Source organism: Anaerolineales bacterium (genome assembly GCA_019637805.1).
Lineage (GTDB): Bacteria > Chloroflexota > Anaerolineae > Anaerolineales > UBA11579 > JAMCZK01.
In genome coordinates this window covers 827,712-849,604 of sequence record JAHBVB010000001.1, presented here as the reverse complement: position 1 = coordinate 849,604, position 21,893 = coordinate 827,712, and the positions used below count along the sequence as shown (strand labels likewise).

Sequence of the window (21,893 nt, the reverse complement as noted above, 5' to 3'; positions counted from 1 at the left end):
TCTACTTGGAAATCACAACCAGGGGATACAGGCCCTTTTCGCCAAAAAAGTGCGGGAACATTTCTTCCAGGCCGTACAACAAGCGCAGCCAGTAACGACCCAACCATTCAGGGCGAATAAAGAAGCGCAGCACATTAGTGCTGGCGCTGCGCCACACCAGCAGGTCAAAGTGCATCTTGTCGCCTAAGGCAGTCTTTAGCCCGGCGGCCTGATTCTTGTTAACAAAGGTGCCTTTACCCAGCTCTGCTTCTTCAGGCAAAAGGATTTCTTTCGCCTGCTGCTTGCGGCCTTTGCGCCAGGCGATAAAGCGCTCAAACAGGTTGTTCAAGGGAGAGAAACTCCAGCCGTTGACCACTACGGCTTTGCGCCCGCTCGCCAGGACACGATGCAACTCCCCGTAGGCTTGCAGGTGCTGCTCGGCCGGCAGGTGGTGGATGGTGTGCAGCGAGACCACCGCATCAAAACGCTTAGGCGCAAAGGGTAGGCGCGAAATATCGGCGACCACAAAGGCGCCGTGGCTGCCGACCCGCTCACGGGCGGCCTTAAGCGCTGTGATCGAAATGTCAGCGCAGACGCGCAAGCGGTAGCCGCGCGAGTACTCCACATAAGCAGGGTATTGGATCGGCCCGGAGCCGGCATCCAGGAACAGGTCGCCCGTGGGCAGCAGGTGGCGAGCCACCCGCTGGTGGCAGCGCTGGATGTACTCCTGGCTCACCGGACGCAGATCTTCGTAGCGTGCGTTCTGGTATACGCCGTCGGCGACCTCCATCCAGCCCACCTTGTCATAAAACTGGCGCACCTGGCGCTTAATGTCTTGCTCGTTATGGCTCATTCCGTCTTTATGCATCCCAATCAAAAGGTTGGCCCAGCAAATACTCAAAAGTGGCCGCATACTGGGCCTGCCCCTCTGCCGACCACAGTGTTTCCAGAGGCCGCGTCTCAGCATCCGTCCAGAAGTGCAAGAGATGCCAGGGAAACGGCTGGGGATAGTCGAAAAAGAAGCGGTAGGCGTAATGCCAGGCCGTGTCGATCTGCTCGGGGGTCAGCCGGGCGGCGGGCAAATCCGCCAGGCATGTTTCCAACAGGGCAAAGTACTCATCCCAAGAACCAGGATCTTTCGTGAAGCCTTTGCCGCGGTAATGCGTGCGCCCCGCCACGATCACAGGCAAGCCGCTCATGGCCATCTCCAACCCCACCGTGGTGGTATAGACCAGGCCCAGGTCGGCGATCGCCACCAGGTCATAGGTGTTAACCGGGTCGCCAGCCGCCACCACGCGCACATTCTCGGGCAATTCGGGCAGCTGCGTGTGGACCAAATCCGCCACTGAGGGGCCATCCAGGTTCTTCTCGCCCGGGTGCACGCGCAGCACAAACTGCACCTGCGGCCGCTGGGCGAAGAAGGCCAGGCTGCGGTGCAGCCAGGTGCTCATGTCACCGCTAAAGGTGGCCCGGCCCAGGGTCAGGCTGTCGCCGATCACATTGGCAGCCAGCAGCACCACCGGGCGCTGGTCCAGGCCCAGTTTGGCGCGCACGGCCTCGCCACCCTCGGCGGGCAGGTTTTGCCAACGGCGGTAGAAATTGTGGAACAGGTCCGCCGCCTGGCGGCTGGCAAACAGTTCCTGTACCTGGGCGCGTTGGGCTTCTTCAAAAGGCCGGCCGCGGCGAGACGCCCACAGCGCGTCGGTCTCTTGCAGCATCACCGGCTGGTTGCGCGCCAACCAAATGCGCTCGCGCTGCTCACCGAACTCGTAGCTCACCACGGGGATATCCAAATAGCGCGCCGCCTGGAAGATCGCCCCAAATTCCAGAATGAGGCCGTTGGGCAAGATGACCACGTCGGGCCGCTCCGCCTGCAGCCAAGCCAGGGCTGCGGCGGCGGCGGCCCGGTTACGCTGGGCGCGCAGCTGGAACAGCTGGCTGGTCTTGTCGACCTCTTCCACCTGCAAGGTGTACTGGGTATCCATCACCGAGACCTGCTCCACGGCTTCGGCCAACGCTGCCGGCAGCTCCACAGCTGCAGGCGCCTCCAGAAAAGATTGCAGGCCGATCAGCCCAGCAGCCGGTTTGAGCACCTGGCGCAGGTAAGCCTCCCGCCGGCGCAGGTCAAAGCGGCTGACCGGCTCCTTCCAGGTAGCGTAGGGCAGCCAGGCCAGGGTGGTTTGGTGGCCGCTGCCCGCCAGGGCCAGCGAAAGCAGCGCCGCATGACCGATCCAATAATGCAGTGTGGCAAACACCAGCGCCTTGCCGCTGGTGGTCGCCTGCTGTGCTACGGCGTCCGCCGCGGCAGACGCCGCAGCGCACCAGCCCGGCAGGGATGTGCGCAATTCCTCAAGCTTGAAGCCGTCACCAGGCGCCTTGCGGCCGCGCAGGCTCCAATCCAGTTCAGCCGTCAGGGGCAGGCTGCCCAGCCAGCCCTTCAAGCGCTCACGCGTATTAGGCACGCGCCGCTCCATCATGCTCGATCATCCAATCCAGCTTGGGCCGCACCAGACCCTGGCGCGGCTCCGGCCACTGCATGCCCGGGGCGCCCATCGCATCCACGATGAAGGCCAGGGCGCGCTCGTCCTGAAAATAGCGGCGCACGCGGAACGCGCTGGCGTTCAAGCCCAGCACATACTGGCCTTCGTTCAGCGTGTCGGCCGGAATGGTGACGCGGCTGACATAGTGGCCGGCGGGACGCGTGGCGTATTTCTCATAGTCTTTGGGGTCGTCCGTATCGAAGGAAGTGAAGACCACTTCGCCGCGCATGGTTTGCAGGTAAATGCCCAGGCGCAGCCCTTGGATCGGCTGGCTGAGTTCGTATTCGACTTCGATGTCTACCGGCTGCGGAGACTGGACCGTCTCGGCCACCCGGCCGGCGGTGTCTTTGACGCGCATGGCAATCGGGCGGAAAGGGGCCGCATCGGCAGGCACCTCTTCGGCAGGCCAGGTGCGTTCACCGGTCTGCGAGAGGCCGGTGGCCATGTAATGGTCCACGGCCTGGCTGGTGGGCGCCCGGTAGACCAGCTCGCCTTTGTCCAACACGATCGATTCTTCGGTCAGGCGCAGAATGGCGGACATGTTGTGGCTGACGAACAACACGGTGCGGCCCGCCTCGGCCACTTCACCCATTTTGCCCAGGCACTTGCGCTGGAATTCAGCATCGCCCACCGCCAGCACTTCGTCCACCACCAATATCTCCGGCTCCAGATGGGCCGCCACGGAGAAGGCCAGGCGCAAATACATCCCGCTGGAATAATGCTTGACAGCCGTATCAATGAACTTGGACACGCCGGAAAACTCGACGATCTCGTCGAACTTGGCGCCAATTTCGCGGCGCTTCATACCCAGCACCGCGCCATTCAGGTAAATGTTCTCGCGCCCAGAGAGCTCCGGATGAAAGCCGGTGCCCACCTCAAGCAGGGAGCCGACCCGGCCGTTGATCTCGGCATAGCCGGCGCTGGGGTCAGTGACCCGCGAGAGGATCTTGAGCAGCGTGCTCTTGCCTGCGCCGTTGCGCCCAATCACGCCCAAAACCTGCCCCTGGCGCACATCGAACGAGATGTCTTTCAAGGCCCAAATGCGCTCGGCATCCCGGCGCAAATCGCCCTTCAACATACGCGCCGGCCAGCTGACCATATCCGCCAGGCTGTCGCGCAGGGTGCGGTAGCGCTCTACTTTGCCGCCCAAGGCATAGCTCTTGCCCAGGCCATCAACCCGAATGGCGTATTCGCTCATGGCTTAGACCACATCCGCAAAGGTGCGTTCCATACGGCGGAAGTACACCAGCCCGCTCAGCAGCAGCACCAGTGAGGTCAGGATCGAGATCCACAGCATATCCAGCGAATAGATCGGCGTGCCCACCAGGGCGCTGCGAAAGCCTTCCACCACGCCCACCATCGGGTTGAGCGCGTAAAGCCATTCCCAGCCAACCGGCAGGCGGCTAAAGACTTCACTGGCTTCATAGGCAATCGGGGTGGCCAGCATCCAGAACTGGGTCAGGAAGGGGATGATGTAGCGGATATCGCGGTAGTGAACGTTGAGCGCGGCCAGCCACAGGCCCACTCCCAGAGCGGTAACCAGGGAGAGCAGCAAGTACAGCGGCAAGCCCCACACGCCACTGGTTGGCATCACGCCGTAATAGACCATCATGCCCGCCAGCAGCAGAAAGGCCACCAGAAAGTCGACCACGCCGCTGAGCACCGAAGAGAGCGGCACGATAATGCGTGGGAAATAGACCTTGGTGATCATGTTGCGGTTGGTCACCAGCGAGCGGCCCGCATCACTCATCGAAGTGGAGAACAGGTTCCAGGGCAGCAGGCCGGCATAGGTGAACAGCGGGCGCGGCACGCCGCCGCTGGACAGCCCGGCGATATCACCAAAGAGCACATTGAAGATCAGCATCTGCAGCACAGGCTGCAGAATGGCCCAGGCGCCGCCCAGCAAGGTCTGTTTGTAACGCACCAGAATGTCACGCCAAGTCAGGAAAACGATCAGCTCGCGGAAACGGAACAGTTCCTTGAAGTCCAAGCCGACCAAGCCGCGTTGCGGCTTGATCAGGACGCGCTGGCTGCTTTGCGCCGGGGGAGTCAGCGGTTTATCCACCCACCACCTCGGCGCGGTGCTGGCGATACCAGTCGATCGTCTTGCGCAAGCCCTCTTCGAACGGTGTGCCTGCCACGAAGCCAAAGTTGTCCTTGGCGCGCTGCACGTCCAGCAGACGGCGCGGCTGGCCGTTGGGCTTGTCCGTCTGCCAAACGAATTCGCCCTGGTAGCCCACCAGGCGGGCGATCAGCTCGGCCAAATCCTTGATGCTAATCTCCTGGCCGGATCCCAGGTTGATGGGCTCACCACCTTCATAGCGTTCAGCCGCCAGCACCACGCCCTCAGCGGCGTCTTCCACATACAGGAACTCACGCGTGGGCGAGCCGTCGCCCCACAGCGGCACACTGGCGTCGCCGCGCTCCTGGGCTTCCAGGAACTTGCGGATCAGCGCCGGGATGACGTGCGAGGTTTCCAAGTCAAAATTGTCGCGCGGCCCATACAGGTTCACCGGCAATAGATAGATCGCATTGAAATCGTACTGCTGGCGATAGGCCTGCGCCTGCACCAGCAGCATTTTCTTGGCCAGGCCGTAGGGCGCGTTGGTCTCCTCAGGGTAGCCGTTCCACAGCTCTTCTTCGCGGAAAGGTGTGGGCGTGTGCAGCGGGTAGGAGCAGATCGTGCCCAGGGCGACGAACTTGTCCACGCCAGTTTGCCAGGCCTGGTGCATCAGCGGCACGCCCATCATCAAATTGTCATAGAAGAATTCGCCAGGGCGGGCGCGGTTGGCGCCAATCCCGCCGGCCAGGGCGGCCACATGGATCAGAATGTCGGGCTTGCCATCCGCCAGCATGCGCGCAATGTCTTCCGGCTGGACCAGGTCATAATCTTTCCGGCGCGGCACAAATATCTCGGTGGCGCCGCGGCTGCGCAGCTTCTCCACAATGAAGGAACCCAAAAAACCGCCGCCGCCGGTGACGGTCACTCGCTTGCCCTGCCAAAAATTGTTCTCTGCCATAGTCACCTATTCCACAATGAATTGCGCATTCCGGAAGCGCTCATCCAACGGGTTTTTGATCAAACCCTGCTGCAGGGCATGCAAAACTTCCCGCACGCCGTCATCTACGTTTAGGCGAGTCTCAAAGCCCAGCTCCCTGCGTATCTTTTCAAAGGACACGCGAATATCACGCATGTCGCCGCCGAAAGTCAGATCCTTGTAGCTGATGCGGATCTCGGGAAGACGCTTGATGACGAAATTGACGATCTCGTCTTTGCGGTAATTGCCTTGTTCGGTGCCCAAATTGTAAACTTGGCCGCGCGTCTTCTCTTCCGGCGCTTCCAGCCCCAGCACCAGGCCTGCGACCACGTCACGCACATGCACAAAGGAGCGCGAATAGCCGCGCTGGTAGATCAGCAGCTCGCGCTTGGTGTAGGCGTCCAGCACAAACTGGTTGACGATCAAATCGAAGCGCGTGCGCGGCGAGATGCCATACAAGGTCGCCAGGCGAAAGATCAGCGGCGCACAATCTGCCGCCTGGTTCTCCAGCAAATAATTCTCAGCGGCGATCTTGGTCTCGGCGTACAGCGACTGCGGGTTCAGGGCGGTCTCCTCGTCCACCGGCTGGCCGTCCTCAGACAGGCCATAGTTGCTGTAAGTGGAAGCGAAGACAAAGCGCTTCACGCCCAGTTCCTGGGCCTGTTCAAAGACGCGCTGCGTGCTCTCCACGTTGTAGCGCCAGGCCACTGAGCGCCCTACGGCCTGGCAGGCCGGGAAGCCGACAATGGCGGCCAGATGCACCACCGCATCCGGCTTCTGCCCGCTGCCTTTAAAGACCTCACGCAGCGCGCGCGGTTCCCACACATCCACATTGGCGAAATAGAAATTGGGGTGCGCCAGATAGCTGAGCAGCGAATCACCGCCAAACAGCAGTTTGTCCATCACGGTCACGCGGTAGCCGCGGCGCAGCAGTTCACCCACCAGTAGTGAGCCGATGTAGCCCGCCCCACCGGTCACCAGCACATGCTGGGCTTCAGCCGGCTTAGTGGGCATGCTCGCCCTCCCACTCCAGGTAGACCTTGTGGCCCAAAATGCGCAGCACGGGGCCGGGTTGCTCGGCTTCGGCCAATTGCATGCCCTGCTCTAGGCAGGTCAGGCGGCATACATCAGCAATGTCTTCGGGGTCTTGGCTGGCCTTCTCCACCCGCACGCTGGTGTAGCCTTGCTCGCGCACCTCTTCCAGCAGCTGCTGCACGCGCTTGCGCGTCTTGCGATACAACTGCATGGAATGGTCGATGTAATTGACCGTCAGGCGTGCTCGCCGGCTGATGCCCTGCGGGGTGATGATGTAGCGCAATTTACGGCGCTGGGCGCGTTTTACTTTGACGTAGCCTTTGGCCACCAGGCGCTTCAGATGCCAGTTAACCGTGCCCACCGCCACGCCCAGCTGGGACGCCAAAGTCGCCTGGGTCACATCAGGGTCGTTTTCTATCTGCTCCAACAGGAGCATATCGCGGGCTGTATCGAATCCGGAATCCATGATTTCAAAATTCAAGCGCTGAATTATAACAATGAATTGCTAAGAAGAAGGTGAGGCGTTGCTGCGCATCCAGTCCGACAGGATATACAAACCAGCCGTAGCCAAACCCACGCCAGCCACCTGATGCAGATCCACCAGAGGCCACTCAAAGTCAGCGTAACGGCGTAAATACCAGGGGATGAACCAGACCAGCAGGCACACCGCCACACCGATAGACCGGTGCAGCCAGGGGTCGCTGCGCTCGCGCGAGCGCACCCAGGCCCAGGCAGCCAGGATGAGTTGGATGGAAGCAAAGGCGCTGCGGTAGCGCGGGTTGTCCCACAGGTCGCCGCCGCCGCGGTAGGAAGTGAGGATATTGGTGGCCCACACCGCCAGCAGCAGCGCCCCCGGCACTTCAAGCCACTTGCGGTCACGCAGAACCAGATAGATGGCATACAGCAGGAAGGCCAGCAACACGGTCCAGCCCAACGCCCGCCAAACGCCAATCATCGTCCAGACCAGCGGGCCTCCGGCAGTCAGCGCGGCTGGCAACAAAGGGCGCAGCACGCCGTAGCTGACCAGGAAGGGGATCTGCGCACCCAGCGGCAGACGCTCAAATTCGCGCGCCACCCAGCCGGAGGCGTTGGCGCTGACGTACACCTGCCACTGCGCAGCTTGCACCAGCCACAGCTCGCTTTCATCAAAAAGCAGGAAGAAGAGCAGCACACCCAGGCCGGTGGCAGCCAACACGCCCAGCCAAACCCTGCGGCTGCGCAGCCAAGGCCAGCGTTCGATCGCCAAAAAGACCAGAGCCAGCGTGCCCAGCAATGAAGGGATGAAAGCGGAGGTCAGGGCCGCGGTGAGGCCAAGCGGGACCAGTAATAAAGCCAGGTTGGCCGCGCTAAGCTTCTCGCGGCAGCGCAGCAGCGCATACAACGCCAGGGGCAGCAGGCAGACAGTAAAGGCCTCACGCATTTGGGAAGAGCCGAGCAGCACCGCTTCTGGATAGAGCGCCACGCCGCAGGCTGCCAAATGAGCCACGCGCGGCCCCAGTGTACGCCGGGCGAAAGCCCAGGTGTAGGCCACCGCCAGACCGGAGACCGCCGCGGCCAGCACCAACACCATCAACGGCTGGTGCTCGCCGCCACCCAAGTACCGGTATACCGCTGCGCTCAGAAACAACAGACCGCCGTACTGGTCGGTGTGGCTGTAGCCTTGAAACGCGTGCACCAGCGGCGTCTCAGACTGGGCCAGCTGCCAGGCGGCTTGGTCTCGATTGAAGGCGTCTTGCATCACATAGCCCGCCTGCTGCACGTCGGTGTCGTAGCCGCCGGCGGGCAGGGCCAGCAGCCACACCACGCCCATCAGCAGGCGCAGCAGCACGGCGGCGCCTGTCAGCCAAGCGAGCCAGCGCGGCGGTTGCTCCGGTCGCAAAATGCGCCAGGTCAGCCCAAACAGGCCCACAGCGATGGTTAGTAGAACCAAAAAGGAGGGCAGGCTGGACAGGTGGGCAAAGCCAGAAGAGATCCAGGATAAACCCGCAGCCAAGGCGATTAGGGACGCGGCGTAAGGCAGCCGAGGCAGGAATTTGTTCAGCGTTTTCACCGGCAACTAGACTCTAGGGTATCAGAAATCAAGAGTTGGCCCGCTTCGCCGGCAGGGAAGACCGCCACGGCCGCGGCGTATGAGGCGCCGCGGCAACGCAACACCAGTACATCACTGCTAGCCGGAAAGGAAACATGCGGCTGGCCGAACGGCAGGGCCACACTGCCAGGATCGGGTCCTAGCAAATAGAAAGTGATTCGCTCAAAATCCATCACAGAAGTGAGATAGAAGTCGCCTTCACTGGTGCCGGCCCCAGCCGCATAATAACGCGGGTGCAGCGCGCGCCCATAAAGTGCTTGGAGGTCGCCGTTTTTCAGCCCTTCCAGCAACCAGGGTTGCGCCTGGCCCGTGGCCTGCAGCATGGCGCTGGCCTCGGTACTGCTGGGCCGCTGGTAACGCGGGGTGGATAAGGCTTCGATCAACAAGAAAGAATTGCCCATCAGCAAAAGCAGCAAAAGCGCACCAGCTGCGCGCCCGGCTGTCAATTTGGCCGGTGCAGAAGGTGGACTGACAGGCTGAGACAGGTCAGACAGAAAAGCCTGCACTGCCGGACTGCGCCGCAAAAACACAAAGGTCCACAGCAACAATTGCCCCAGGCCCAGCGCGTAGTACAACACCAGGCTCCAGTCCGCGGGCAGGTTGTAACGCCAGCCAGAGACCCGCGCCAGTGCCAGGTTGGCGGTGAAACCCAGGTTGATCACCAGCGGCACCAGGCCTGCCCAGCGCGCTTGCCGCCAGGCCACCGCCAGACCCAAGGCCACCAGGAACAGGTTCAAAGCAATCGGCAGGACGCTTTCCAGCGCCAGGCGACCATCCCAACTCGGCCAGTACGGCAGCTCCCGCACATGACTCTCAAGGTCGCGCAACTCTAAGGAAAGCGGCATGGGCAGCGCAGTCAGGATCAGGTTGCGGGCGTAGTTATCGGCAACAAAGCCTGCCACATAACCCGGGTTCTCTTGCGTAAAAGTGCGCACGCTTTGCATATGGCGGGCGTAATACTGGCCCTCGCTTTCGCCGTCCAGGAACGGCAAGCCAAAGGTGCCCGGCGTGTGGCTGTAACGATTGGCCAAAAAGCCGGCCACCACCGCGTCCTCGATCGCCCATTGGCCCATCAGCACGCGGTTGCGCACCACCCAGGGGGCCGCCACCAACAGCGCTCCTAACCCGAACAGCAGCACCGGCCGCCAGCCAACCCGTAACCCCCAGGTGAGCAGCCCGATCAAACCGAAGAACGGCACCAGGGTCAGCACCTGCGAGCGCAGCAAAATAAACCAGCCCAGCAAGCCACCCAGCAGCAGCGCACCCAGCCAGTTGCGCGGCGAGCCTCGCAGCCAGGCCACTGCGCCCAGCCCAAAAGCAGACATAGCCAGCGCAGTGGGCAGGTCTGCCATGATCAGCTTGGCATGTGAGCTGTTAATCACATTGCCCAGGGCAATCGCATTGGACTCTTTTAAGATAATCAGGCCGGCCAGCACCAAGCCGGAGAGTGGGTTATGCAGGCGGCTGGCCAGCAGGAACAAAAAGGCGGGAAACAAGGCCAACACCAACACCTGCAGGCTGACCACCGCGCCGTAATTCGCCCCCACCACAGCTTCCAGGCCGGCGAGAAACTGAATGTAGAGCGGACGGCGGATGGCGACGAAGTCATTGAAGCGAAAGCCTTCGCCGATCAGCACACTGTTGGCTATCACATCATGGTTGAAAGCATCCGAGAGCGGGAAGCTTTGCTGCGTGGGTGGCAAAGGCGGCGAATTGTAATAAGTGGGCTGCGCAGGCTGGCCCAGCCACAACACCGCCGCCACCAGCCAAACCAGTGCAGCCAGCGCCAGTTCGAAGCACCGCGGCGCAACCAGGGCTGCCCAACGTTGGCGCAGGCCAAAAGCCAACCGCAATGTGAGCAGCGCTGCGGCCAGTGAAAGCCCAACCTGGGTCAGGAGGATGGGGGCATTGGGCGCGTTCCAGGTGGTGGCATCAAACCCCAGGCCAAGCCCAGTCAGCGCCACCAGACCGGCGAGGGCCAGGATGCCCAGGTAAACAGCAAGCCCCAGACGCAAGACGGGCTTCTGGCCAGTAAAGTCCGCTGCGCTCCCGAACCGCTCGGCCAGCAGCAACACCAACGCCAGACCACTGACCAGGGCGGCGAACCACAGCAAAGGCAGCAAGCGCAATAGATACAATGAAAGGGAGCCGAACAGAGAAACCGCCCGGGCTTCGGGCAGCAGCGCCAACCCGACTGAGATGAAGAAGACCACCGCCAACAGGGCGGCCAAGCCGGCAAACATGGCCTGGGGCAGACCGCCCACAGGCTTGAGTTTCTGCGCCAGCCCGCTTGGCTGGCGCCAGGTGCGTAGTGCCAGCCAGGTGAACAAAAGCGCCGGCAGCACGGCGGCCAGCGTCAGGGCCAGGCGTTCCAGTGAATAGCCACCCAGGCTGGCGCGACCGGCTTCGCTGGGCGAGGCCAGTAAAGCGGCCGCGGTCGCCCAGCCCGCCAAAGCCGCCAAGGCCAGGGCGAGTTGCCAGGCCTTCTGGGTCTTCAGGGGAGTCACAGCGGCGGCCATGCGCTCCTTAATCAGTCAACGATCTTGTATTCCGCCACACGCCGTTCCAGCGCTTGCCAGATGTCAGGAGCGGCTTCGCCGGCGGCCAAGTGTTCGGCAATAAAGCGGCCCATGTCGGCGCAGTGGTCGGAGTTGTTGTAGTTGTACATGCCGATGCGCCCGGTGGTCAGCAGGTTGGGCACCTGGCGCAGCTTGTCGCTGACCAGCTTCATCTTTTCGGCGTACTCCAGGTCGTAGCGCGGGTAAAAGTTGGGTTTGCGGATCACCAGGCTGCCTTCTACTTCATCAGCCTTGACAAAGCCGGTCTTGACCAAGCCGTCCACCACCTGTTGCACCAGGTCGGCGTCACTGGCCTGCCACAGGGCGCTGCCTTCGGCCGCGGTGAAGTCTGCGGTGATCACGGTGCGGTCAGCCGGGCCCAACTGCGGGTTCATCTGTTTCTGCTCGAACAAACGGCTGAAAACGACATTGCGCTGCGGGAAGAAGACCCACTGGTCTTGCATCACCAGCGAGCGCTTGACCCACACATACACCAGGACCAAGTGGCGGAACTGCAAGCCGGTCACCGCCCGGTTGAATTCAGCATCGCTGTCGCCGAAGACCATACGGCCCAGCAAGGGCAGCGGGAGCGAAGACACCAGGTAATCGCAGTCGAAATCCTGCGCCTTGCCATTCACCGCGCTGTGCACAGCGCGCACCCGGCCGCCGTCCATCTGCAGGCCGCGTACATCCACGCCGGTCAGCACCCGGCCACCGTGCGCCTGAATGCCTTCGGCCAGCGCCTGCGGCCAGTCGCCAAAGCCCGCTTTGGGATAATAGAAGAATTCCGCATTGGTATCTGCGGTTTCTTTCTTCAGGCCCAGCAGCTTCAACACCAGCTCCATGCCGCCTGAGGCGGGCAGGCGCGTGCGCGCCATTTCGGGATGCAGGCTGGCGGGCTGGCCCCAGACCTTGTCGGCCAGCGGCTCAAAGACCAATTCGTAGGTCGGCCGCCCAAAGCGGCGAATAATGTATTCTTCGTAGGAACGCGGCGCGTGGCGGTTGAAGAGTCCTTTGAGCAATTCGATGCCGTAACCAAAGCCGATCTGCAAAAAGCGCCAGGGGCCTAGCGCGCTGGCCAGGTTGCCCAGCTTCAACGGATAGTCCACCAGCTTGCCTTCCAAGTACAGGCGGTTCTTTTTCGGCAGGCGAACCAGCCGGTCGCCCATCAGGTCCAGAGCTTCGTCCAATACTCCCGGGATCACTGAATAGAGCTTGTGCGCGCCGTAGTCCAGCACAAAGCCGTCGTGTTCAAAGCTGGCGCACAGGCCGCCGATCACGGCTTCTTTCTCCAGCACGGTCACAGCATACTTGCCTGTGCGCGCCAAAAAATACCCCGCTGCCAAGCCGCCCACACCGGCGCCCAGCACTACGATCTTTTCTTTTTCCATCAAATGATTACGCTCCGCAAAAAGAAGGCGGCCGGCCGCTTTGACGCTGGCGAGCCGCCTCTGATATCCCAACAATAATAACGGGCCTTAAGCCTTTTCCGCCAGCACCAACATCTGCCCCATCCAATAAGGGATCTGCATGTGGGCCAGGCCCAGGCGTTTCACCAACCAGCCTGCCGCTCGGGCCACTGGGCGCACATAAGCTTCCATGCGGAAAAGCACATAGCCTAGCTCCAGGCTCTGCCAGTGCGGGCGCGTGCTCAGCACGTTCAGGCCCATCTCCGCCAGCATGCGCTTCAGCGTGGGCGGGGTGAAGTAATACAAGTGCACCGAAAGCAGGAAGACCCAGCGACGGCCCATCAGACGCGCGACCAACGAGTCGATGTCAGGATAATTGACCACCAGCAAACCGCCTGGCTTCAGTACCCGGGCGCATTCGGCCAGAGTGGTCTTGGGGTCTGGCGTATGTTCCAGCACATCCCACAGGCTGACCACATCAAAGCTCTCGTCTGCCAACTGCATGTCATGGATGGTGCCAGGCACCACATCCAGGCCGTAGTGCTGCTTGGCCCACTCCGACATCCAGCGGTTGGGTTCGCAGCCCGCCACCTGCCAGCCAGCGCGCTGCGCCACCGCCAGAAAGGAACCGCCGGCCGTGCCCACGTCCAGCAGGCGGCCGCGGCTGGGGCGCAGGCGCTCGATCAGCTTGAGCGACTTGGCAAACGTGCGCTCGCGGCCGGCCGCCTGCGAGACAAACAGCTCATCCGTACCATCGCTGTAACCGCCAATGACCACATCGGAGCGGAGCCGCGGGTTTAGATACAGCAGGCCGCAGGACTTGCAGCGCACCAACTGGTCCAACAGCACTTCATCGCCCGAAGAACGGAAAGTGTTGGCAATTTCGTCAGGCTTGGCCTCTTCGTAGCGCGGCGGGTAAACCACTTCATACTCGTCTGCGCCGCACAGATTGCAGGGCACAGTCTCTAGTAGGGCCTTATAGGCTTCAACAGTATTGGGCATCAGTTATCGGCTTCTTCGTAAGAAAGTTTTGATCTCTTGGAAACGAGTGTTGATAGCGTTGAGGGACAGACCAATGCCCAGGGCGATCAACCCTGAAGGCACGCCCAGCAGCACCACGCCGCCCAAAATGCTGTCCGGCAAGCTGCCCTGCCCAAAGATGCTGAACAAGCGCAGCACACCGGCGACCAGCGCCAGGCTCCAGAAAAATGCAGCGATGGCGCCAAACAGGCGCAGCGGGCGATGGTCGCGCAGCAGGATGGCGGCGGTCAGCACGATGCGGTAGCCGTCGGCGAAAGGCCGCAGCTTGGACTGGCTGTCCTCCGGGCGGCTGCGGTAACTGACCGGCACCTCCAGCACGCTCAGCCCTTCGGCCAAGGCCTGCAAGGTGATCTCGGTCTCCACCTCAAAGCCGCTGGTCAGCACCGGCACACTCTCCATGAAGCGGCGGTTGAAAGCCCGATAGCCGGAAAGCACATCGTCATATTGTGTATCGAATAGACGGTTAATGTAGGCCACGATCATGCGGTTGCCAAATTGATTGAGGCGCTTCATGTTGGCGTCGCTGGCGCCGTCCAAGCGATGGCCCACGGTCATGTCCGCCGCGCCGGTCAGCACCGGCTGCAGCAAAGTGCTGACTTCCTCGGCCGGGTAGGTGTCGTCACCATCCACCAGGACCACAATGTCTTCTTTGAGGTCATCGAAGATGGCGCGCAGCACATTGCCTTTGCCCAGTGCAGGCACCGGGTGCACTTCGGCCCCGGCTTTGCGCGCCAAGTCAGCGCTGCCGTCGGTGGAGGCATTGTCAAACACGTAAATTGGAGCGCGCGGCAAAGCCTTACGAAAGTCTTTGACCACTTTAGCGATCGTGGCCGCCTCGTTGTGGCAGGGGATCGCCACGGCGATACTCGGTTTGGCGCTGCGGGTCTTTTTTGCGGGCATACGGGCTATTCCTTAGCGGGCCAGCCAGCGCAGGGCCAGCGCCCGGTAAGGCACCATCTCCATCTTGGTCTCGAAGCGCCGGCGCAGGAAGTTAAAGGGCTGGCGCAGCAGCTTAAGGGGATGATAACGCAGTTTCCACCACAGGAAGTGAGCGTACAAGCGCAGGCGGAAACGCGCCAATTCAGCGTAGTCCTCTCGCCAGGTAGGGCTGAAGTTGAGTTCAGACAAACTGGCATAGCCGGAGAATTGCTTGTGAATAGAAGAACCTGGCACCGGCGTGACAATGAACAAAGCTACTTCGTCCACGCCCACTTGGGTCAAGTCGTGCACCAGATCCCAGGTCATCTGGCGGTCTTGGGCGGTTTCGCCAGGATAGCCCAGCACAAAGCAGGCCTGGGAGCGAATGCCCACTTGGTTCATGCGCTTGACCAGGCGCACAGCATGCTGCAAATTGAAGGGCTTGCGCATCAGCTTGAGCAGACGCGGCGACCCCGTCTCGGGCGAGATCGAGATATAGCGGCAGCCCGCCGCGGCCATCTGGTCGATGGTTTCTTCATCACGCATCGTCTCCACTTTGGTCCCAGCGGCGATCTTCCAGGTGACCTGCAAACCCCGGCGCAAGATCTCAGCACAGATGGCGCGGATGCGCTCGTCCGAGATGGTCGGGTCCAGGTCTTCGACGTGAAATTCACTGACGCCCAGCGTCTTCTGAAAATGCTCGATCTCATCGACTACGTTGGCGGCCGAACGCGGTCGCCATTTCTGGCGATTGGTGGCCGGCACCACACAGAAGCCGCACGGGTATGGGCAGCCGCGCGAGGTCAGCAGCGGCAGGTAGCGCTCGGCCGAAAGCGGGCCATGGGCAAAACGCAGGCTCCAATAATTCTCCAGCGGGAACAGGTCCCAGGCCGGGAGGGGCAGTGCGTCCAGCTGGCTTTCATCCATGAAGCCAGCCGGCAGGTTATAGAAATCCGGGCTGCCCAGGCCGTCAATAGCGCGGAGAGCCGCCGGGTCGCCGGCTTGCAAAGCCTCCAACAGGCGCAGGGCGCGTCGCTCTGCCTCGCCGGTCAGCACGAAATCAGCCCCGGCGGCATAGAATTCAGCGGCGACCTCGGACAAGGCGTAGGCGGTAACCGCCTGGGTGTTCTCCATCACCACCAGCTTGGCGGCCGGGGCCGCGGCTCGGGCGGCGCGCACCAGCGCCAGGCTGGAAAGGTGGTTGGTCAGATTAATGGCGTAGACGAAGACCACCTGCGCATCCGCCGGGATACGCTCAGCGACTTGGGCGGCGGTCAGGCCGTAAAAGTTGAAGTTGCCTTCACGGCGCGCCTGCCGCGGAGCCGCCGCGTAGGCATCAATCACCTGCAGCGGGTGCCCGGCGGCGCGCAACGCCCCGGCCAAATAGGCCAGGCTGATGGGCATGTAGACAATGCCGGTGGTGAAGGGGTCATTGCGTTGCGCCACCAGGTTGGGATTGATCAGGACGATGGACATAGAAAGAACGCCTCCAGTGAGGCGCTCAAGAAATTATACCCAGTGCGGCTGCTTGACTCAGTCGCACACGAATGGAGCCGGCCCCTCGGCAATCAGGGCAGGCTCCGGGCCGTTCAAAAATAAGACCGCGGCGGCTCGCATATAACCCTCCCGCGCACAACCCAACACCAATACATCGCTCGCATTGGGGAAGGCGGGCGCTATCGTGGCGGGCAGCGCCACCTGGTCATAGACCTGCAGGCCTACCAGGCGGAAAGACAGCCGGGCAAAAGGCTGCGGGGAGAAGGCATCGGCCTCATTGCTGGGCAACCCGCCGCCCGCGGGGTAATGACTGGGGTACAGACCACGGCCCCAGTACAAGCGTGCCTCCGGCTGCTGTAGGAAGGCCTCGCCATCCAGGCCAGCCGCCTGCAGGCGTTGCAGGGCGGCGGCCCGATCCAGGTCGGCATAGCGGCTGGGCACGGCCAGTTCCACCAGCGGGATGGTCGCACCGGCCAACAGCACTAAGGCCGCCGCGGCCAGCAAAGTCCGGCGCCCTGGTGCAACGCTCTGAGTTTCAGCCACGGGTTGCGCCTCAGCCTGCCGCTGGCTCCCAAACAAAAAGCTGCCCAGCCACAGGGTCAGCTGCCCCAGGCCAACGCAGTAGAACAAGAGCACCACCCAGTCGGCAGGCAGGATCAAGCGCCAGCCGGAGACGCGCGCCAAGGCGGTACTGATGCTGTAGAGCAGATGCAGACCGATCGGCACCAAGGTCAGCCAGCCCAGTTTGCGCCAGGCCGCGCCAATGCCCACAGCGATGACCGCCAGATTAAAGAGCAGGGGCAGCCAGGCCTCCGAGGGCAAGTCTCCCTCCCAGGCGCCCCAGTAGGGCGTGCTGGTCACATAACTGTCCAGCGAACAGCACTCGTTCCACAGGCGGCCTTCCAAGCCCTGCCAGTAAGGCTGCAGGTTGTAAAACGCCACCAAGCGGTCAGACAGATCAAAGCGCATGGGTAAGGCCAGCAAGGAAGAGACTTCGTTGCGCAGAGTGTGCGCTGTGATAAAGCCGGCCACCTCGCCGGGATGCGCCAGCACAAAGGCGCGCACGTGGGCCGAGCCTAAACGGACATAGTCTTCTACAGGCGTATCCGTGGGGAAGCCGGGATCCGCCAATTCCGGGGTCAGGCTGTATTGTTTGGCCATGTAAAGCATCTGCAAGGGCTGAGAATAGCCAAACTGGCCCGTACGCTGGGCGTTGCGCAGCAGCCAGGGCAGCGCCGCCAGGGCAAAGCCCACCAGCAGGACCGCCGCCAGCTGCAGGCGCGGCCGCCAGCCCCCGCCCGCCTGCCAAAAAGCCAGCAGCATCAAAAAGGGCAGAAAGATCAGGGTCTGCGAACGCAGCAACAGCATCAGGCCCAAGGCCGCACCGACCGCAAGCGCCCAGAGTGGGTTGCGCGGCTGCCTTTGCAGCCAGTGCAGCAATAGTAGTGTGAAGGCGGCCAGCGCCAGCGCCGCGGGTAAATCCGTCATCAGCAATTTGGAATGCGAAACCAGGATGTCACCGGACAGCGCCAGGGCATTCACTTCTCGTAAAGTGACCACAGCAGCCAGCAGCACACCGGCAAACCGCGTATGCAATCGTTTGGCCACGAAATACAGCATGGCGGGAAACAAGGCCAGCACCAGAATTTGTGCATTGACCACATTGGCATAGCTCTGCCCGGCCAGCACATGCAGCAGGGCCAAAAAGGTCGAATACAAGGGCTTTTCAATCACGTCGGGCAGGCCGGCGCCGATCAACAGGTGCTGCGCGGCAACATCCACAGTGGCCGCGTCGGAATTCGGATAGAACTCGAAGTTAGGTGCGGTCGGCGCGGGGGAGAAGTAGGTGGGCAAGATCGGCTGGGCGATCCACAACCCGGCCGCCAGCGCCCAGATCAAGAGCGCCAGGGCAGCATCCAGGCGGGTGAAACGCCAAGCGAGTTTGCGGTTGGCCCAGGCCAGCACGCCAGCCACCACCAGAGCGATCAGCCAACCCACGGCAACCTGTGTATTCAAGACGGGCGTGCCTGGGGTATCCCAACCAGTCCGGTCAGGCTGCAAGCCCAGGCCGCTATAACCCATAAACACTGCCAGCGAAAAGAGCGCCAATCCGGCCCACAAGGCCGGTTTCCAGACAGCTTTTTCGGCTGGCCACGGTTTGTTTTCAGGGCGCAGCCGGGGCAACAGCAGTAGGTTGAGGAATGCCAGCCACAAGAGCCAAACTATCAGCGGCAGCAGGCGCACCAGCCGGGCATAGACAAACGCATCGGTGAATTTGGCGGTCAGCAGCACCAGATAAACACACACCACCCCCAGCACTACCGAGACTCCCAGAATGCCCTTCAGGACCTGCGGCTGGCTGAGGATCTGGGCTACGCGGTGGGCGAACGGCTGCCCGTGCTGCAACATCAGCGCCAGCAGGCCACAGGTTGTGCTAAGGCCGAGCAGCAAGACCAACAACCCCCAGCGAGCCAGAGACAACTCCAAAAACCCGCTGCCTTCGCTGGGGAGAAACAGGAGGAAAGCAACCGCGATAAAACCGCCTTGCGCGGTGAGCCAGCCCCAGTTTTGCCACACCCTAGGGGCACTCAAAACTGCGATCCTTGGGCAGGAAAATCTCCACGCCTAAATCCCGGTAGTCCGAGATGGATTGGTAGTGCTGCAGCAAAGGTACCGTCACCCATTTGACCCAGGCGTTGTTTTCCTCGGCCATGCCGTCCCCCAAAGTATCTTCCATCTCTGCTTCTTTATATAGGATCGCCTGACGCTCGCTGACGATCAAAGCAAAACGTCCCGAGGCCAGGTCTCGTTCAAAGGCTTCAAAATAAGCGCCATCGCCTTCCAGCGCTTTGTCCATCACGAACTTCTTTTCATAGTCCACGATCAGCGGCAAGTCGCCCAGTTGGCCAAAGGTGAGCAGCTGGCGCTGGTCCATCAGCAGCACATCTCCGTGCTGGCGCGCGCAGGCCACCTGGTCTTGAATACGCTCCAGCACGAATTGGGTTCGCTCGGCCTCCGGCAGCTCCAGCGGCTTGCCGCTGGTTAGCGGCAGCAAAGCCGGGAGGAAGACCATCGCCGCCAAAAGCCAGCGCACAGTAGACGGGCGCGCCAACAACGGCTCCAGCCGCCCGGCCAAACCGCCCTCCCAGGCCAGGGCAGCCAGCAGCAACAGTCCCACCAGGAACATATCCATATTGTGCAGGTCGGCGCCGCCGCCGATCTTGGCGCTGGCGATCAGACCCACCACCAGCAACGCCCCCAGCCCCAGCAGGGTGGCGATGCGCTGCCACAAGACGGTTTGCCAGCCGCCGCGCCGCGCCAGCCAAACCAACAACCCGATCAGCGGCAGCGTGGCGGCGGCCAAGCCCAGCACAATGCCTGGGCCGTAGACCGGGTTGGGCAGCAGGCGCCCCCAAATATAGGGCTGTAGCTGGGTGACTTGCTGCAAGCCTTCGAGGGTTTCCACGGTGGTGGCAGTTCCCAAGCTGGAAGGCGCCTCTCCGCCCGGAGACGCAGCGGGCGAGAGGGCGGCCAACAGGCCGATGACAATGCCCTGCAGCACAGGCAGACCTTTGCTCCAGGCAGCAGCCAAACCCAGCAGGCTGGCGCGCAGCCAATCACGCCAGGTCAGTTTTCCCCGCGCCAATCCGGCGTCACCAAAGGTCAATATCACGGTGTAAATCGCCGGGGCAAACCGCCAGCTAAAGCGGCTCATGCCGGCGTAATCCCCCGCCAGGTAGACCAGCGGCAAAGCGAGCCAAAGCGGTTTGCGCCGGGCCAGAGCCACCAAAATCGCCGCCAACACCAAGGGGGTATACACCGGACCTTGGTTGAGGAACACCAAAGACCACAGCCCGGCCAACAGCCATTGGGCGCGCCCGTTCCTCGCTGGGCGGAAAGCCACCCAGCCCAACAGGACGTAAGGCAGTGTGATCAGCAGCGCGCCCCAAAAGCGCACCCAGGCAATCGATACATTCGGGATCAGGAAAGGCAGACCCCACAGGGTTTGGCGTACCTCGTCGATCCAGGCAAAAATAGGGCCGGAATGACGGTAACGCTCTGCCCCAAAAGCCAGCGAATAGTCCCACAGCCGGTTGCCTTCAGACCAGTGCAAGGCGAAGGGGAAGTTGCTGACCTTGACAAAGGCAACCCCCAACACCAGCGCTGCGCCTGTCACCAGCCCGGCCAGCAGCACAGACGCCCAATCCAACAACCTTGGGCCTTCGCCCAACAGCCAGGCGGACGCAGCAATTACGCAGGCAAAAAGCACCAGACGGATGCCGAGGCCCACAAATAAAGCGCCCCAGGGGGAATAAAACAGGAACCAGGCAAACAAGACCTGTAAAGCCAATAAGAGCGCCCAGCGGGTATGGCGCGCAAGTTTAGAGCGCAGGGCCAATAATTTGGCTTCGATCTCCGTTTTTTGTAGCGTATTGAACAGAAAAATATAGACGAGAGCCGCCAAAGTCGCTAAAGCCAGCCAAATCAGCCCGGCAGTCGCCGCCCATTTCAAGGAAAAGCGGCCCACCCAGAAGCCGGAGCCATCTCCCAAGTGAAAAACTTCATAGCCTGCCCAAAAAATCAGGAACAAAATAAGGGCGAACCCCAGAGTTCGCCCCCAGTGCAATACGGGAGGGTTAGCGCGTTTCATTCAGCAACTCAGTCATCAGCCGGGCGTAATTATTGCACATTTGCTCTGCGCTGTACGGCTGGGCCGCTTGCTGGGCACCGCGGCCCAACCGGCTGCGCACAGCGGGGTCGGCCAGCAGGCGCTGCAAAGCGACGCTCAGGGCTGTCGTATCTCCGGGAGGCACCAGCAGGCCGTGCTTACCGTCCCCGATCAGCTTGCCCGCCGCGCCCACCTGGGTAGCCACGATGGGCAACCCGCTGGCCATGGCTTCTAACAGGGCGATAGACAGGCCCTCGCTCAACGAAGGCTGGACATAAACATCGGCAGCCTGCAGCCAACGGCGCGCCGCCGGCTGGTTGCCCAGAAAGCGCACCCACTCGGCCAGGCCCAACTCGGCGGCCAGGTGTTCCAGCTCGGCGCGCAGTTCGCCTTCGCCCAGCACGGCCAGGCGCGGGCGCGGTTCGGGCAGGGCAGCCAGGGCGCGCAGCAGCCCCGCGTGGTTTTTGACCAGCGCCAGGCGGCCCACGGCCATCAGCAAAAGATCCTGTGGGGTTGCGCCCGCTTGGGCGCGCATGGCCTGGCGCTCCTCAGGTGTCACCGGCGGCAGAGCCAGATCAATGCCATTCTCGATCAATCGGATCTTGGTAGGGTGCACGCCCTGCGCCAGGGCCAGCTGGCGCACCTCTTCCGACACCACAACCAGTCCACTGACCAATCCAGAATTGATCAGCCGCCCGTGTAAAAAAGACAGCAACCCAAAGGCATCGGCCACAGCGCCATGCACGCTGGCCAAGCGTACCGGTACCCCTCGCAGCCAAGCCAGCGGCAGGCCGATCAGATTGCTGTGCTGGGTGAACGCCTCCACAACCTGCACCCCGCGCAACAGTCCGAGCAAGCGCCACAAGCCCAGCAGCAGCCTCGGCAGATGCCTAATGGCACTGCCCCCAAATTGCCAAGCGTCCAAGTTAAGGATCTCAAAGGGATAGGCCGCCCGCCAGACATCCGCCAGCCCCTGTTTGTCATACAAGAAAGCCACCCGCACAGGATAGCCCTGGCTGTGCAACCAGGCGGCCTGGGTCAACAACATTTGCTGGGCTCCGCCCAGCTCCATTTGTGTGCCCAACAGCAGCACAGAAAACCGTGAGGTGTGAGCCGCCAT

The 21,893-nt window shown here is 62.0% G+C and carries 16 protein-coding genes; all 16 read right to left on the bottom strand.

All coding sequences use genetic code 11. The annotated features are described in order from the left end of the window. Position 1: 1 nt before the first annotated feature. Entirely contained in the window at positions 2 to 832 is an 831-nt protein-coding gene (locus KF885_04150) for a methyltransferase domain-containing protein (protein ID MBX3048343.1), read from the bottom strand. A gap of 7 nt (positions 833 to 839) precedes the next feature. Then, a complete protein-coding gene (locus KF885_04145; protein ID MBX3048342.1) occupies positions 840 to 2,441 on the bottom strand; it encodes a hypothetical protein in 1,602 nt (533 codons plus the stop codon). Continuing rightward, entirely contained in the window at positions 2,434 to 3,717 is a 1,284-nt protein-coding gene (locus tag KF885_04140) for an ABC transporter ATP-binding protein (protein ID MBX3048341.1), read from the bottom strand. Before KF885_04140 ends, KF885_04145 begins: the two co-directional genes overlap by 8 nt. Positions 3,718 to 3,720: 3 nt before the next feature. After that, a complete protein-coding gene (locus tag KF885_04135; protein ID MBX3048340.1) occupies positions 3,721 to 4,572 on the bottom strand; it encodes an ABC transporter permease in 852 nt (283 codons plus the stop codon). Positions 4,573 to 4,576: 4 nt separating this feature from the next. Further along, entirely contained in the window at positions 4,577 to 5,539 is a 963-nt protein-coding gene (locus KF885_04130; GenBank protein ID MBX3048339.1) for a GDP-L-fucose synthase, read from the bottom strand. A gap of 6 nt (positions 5,540 to 5,545) precedes the next feature. After that, positions 5,546 to 6,571 (bottom strand): NAD(P)-dependent oxidoreductase, encoded by a 1,026-nt coding sequence (locus KF885_04125; protein ID MBX3048338.1) that lies wholly within the window; start codon positions 6,569 to 6,571, stop codon positions 5,546 to 5,548. Continuing rightward, the gene (locus KF885_04120; protein ID MBX3048337.1) at positions 6,561 to 7,058 is read right to left on the bottom strand and encodes a winged helix-turn-helix transcriptional regulator; all 498 of its coding nucleotides are present in this window, start codon (positions 7,056 to 7,058) and stop codon (positions 6,561 to 6,563) included. Before KF885_04120 ends, KF885_04125 begins: the two co-directional genes overlap by 11 nt. 39 nt (positions 7,059 to 7,097) lie before the next feature. Beyond that, positions 7,098 to 8,642 carry a glycosyltransferase family 39 protein gene (locus KF885_04115; GenBank protein MBX3048336.1) on the bottom strand — a complete coding sequence of 515 codons (1,545 nt, stop codon included), beginning with the start codon at positions 8,640 to 8,642 and terminating at the stop codon, positions 7,098 to 7,100. Further along, the gene (locus tag KF885_04110; GenBank protein ID MBX3048335.1) at positions 8,639 to 11,200 is read right to left on the bottom strand and encodes a hypothetical protein; all 2,562 of its coding nucleotides are present in this window, start codon (positions 11,198 to 11,200) and stop codon (positions 8,639 to 8,641) included. The genes KF885_04115 and KF885_04110 overlap by 4 nt, the downstream gene beginning before the upstream one ends. A gap of 11 nt (positions 11,201 to 11,211) precedes the next feature. Beyond that, positions 11,212 to 12,630, bottom strand: a complete 1,419-nt coding sequence (locus KF885_04105) for an FAD-dependent oxidoreductase (GenBank protein MBX3048334.1) — start codon at positions 12,628 to 12,630, stop codon at positions 11,212 to 11,214. Between the two features lie 87 nt (positions 12,631 to 12,717). After that, positions 12,718 to 13,650 carry a class I SAM-dependent methyltransferase gene (locus KF885_04100; GenBank protein MBX3048333.1) on the bottom strand — a complete coding sequence of 311 codons (933 nt, stop codon included), beginning with the start codon at positions 13,648 to 13,650 and terminating at the stop codon, positions 12,718 to 12,720. A gap of 3 nt (positions 13,651 to 13,653) precedes the next feature. Further along, positions 13,654 to 14,589, bottom strand: coding sequence for a glycosyltransferase (locus KF885_04095; protein MBX3048332.1), 936 nt, complete (start codon positions 14,587 to 14,589; stop codon positions 13,654 to 13,656). Between the two features lie 12 nt (positions 14,590 to 14,601). Continuing rightward, positions 14,602 to 16,083, bottom strand: a complete 1,482-nt coding sequence (locus tag KF885_04090) for a B12-binding domain-containing radical SAM protein (protein MBX3048331.1) — start codon at positions 16,081 to 16,083, stop codon at positions 14,602 to 14,604. Between the two features lie 57 nt (positions 16,084 to 16,140). Beyond that, a complete protein-coding gene (locus KF885_04085; protein MBX3048330.1) occupies positions 16,141 to 18,696 on the bottom strand; it encodes a hypothetical protein in 2,556 nt (851 codons plus the stop codon). After that, positions 18,683 to 20,755 carry a hypothetical protein gene (locus KF885_04080; GenBank protein MBX3048329.1) on the bottom strand — a complete coding sequence of 691 codons (2,073 nt, stop codon included), beginning with the start codon at positions 20,753 to 20,755 and terminating at the stop codon, positions 18,683 to 18,685. The genes KF885_04085 and KF885_04080 overlap by 14 nt, the downstream gene beginning before the upstream one ends. Continuing rightward, entirely contained in the window at positions 20,742 to 21,893 is a 1,152-nt protein-coding gene (locus tag KF885_04075) for a glycosyltransferase family 4 protein (GenBank protein MBX3048328.1), read from the bottom strand. The genes KF885_04080 and KF885_04075 overlap by 14 nt, the downstream gene beginning before the upstream one ends.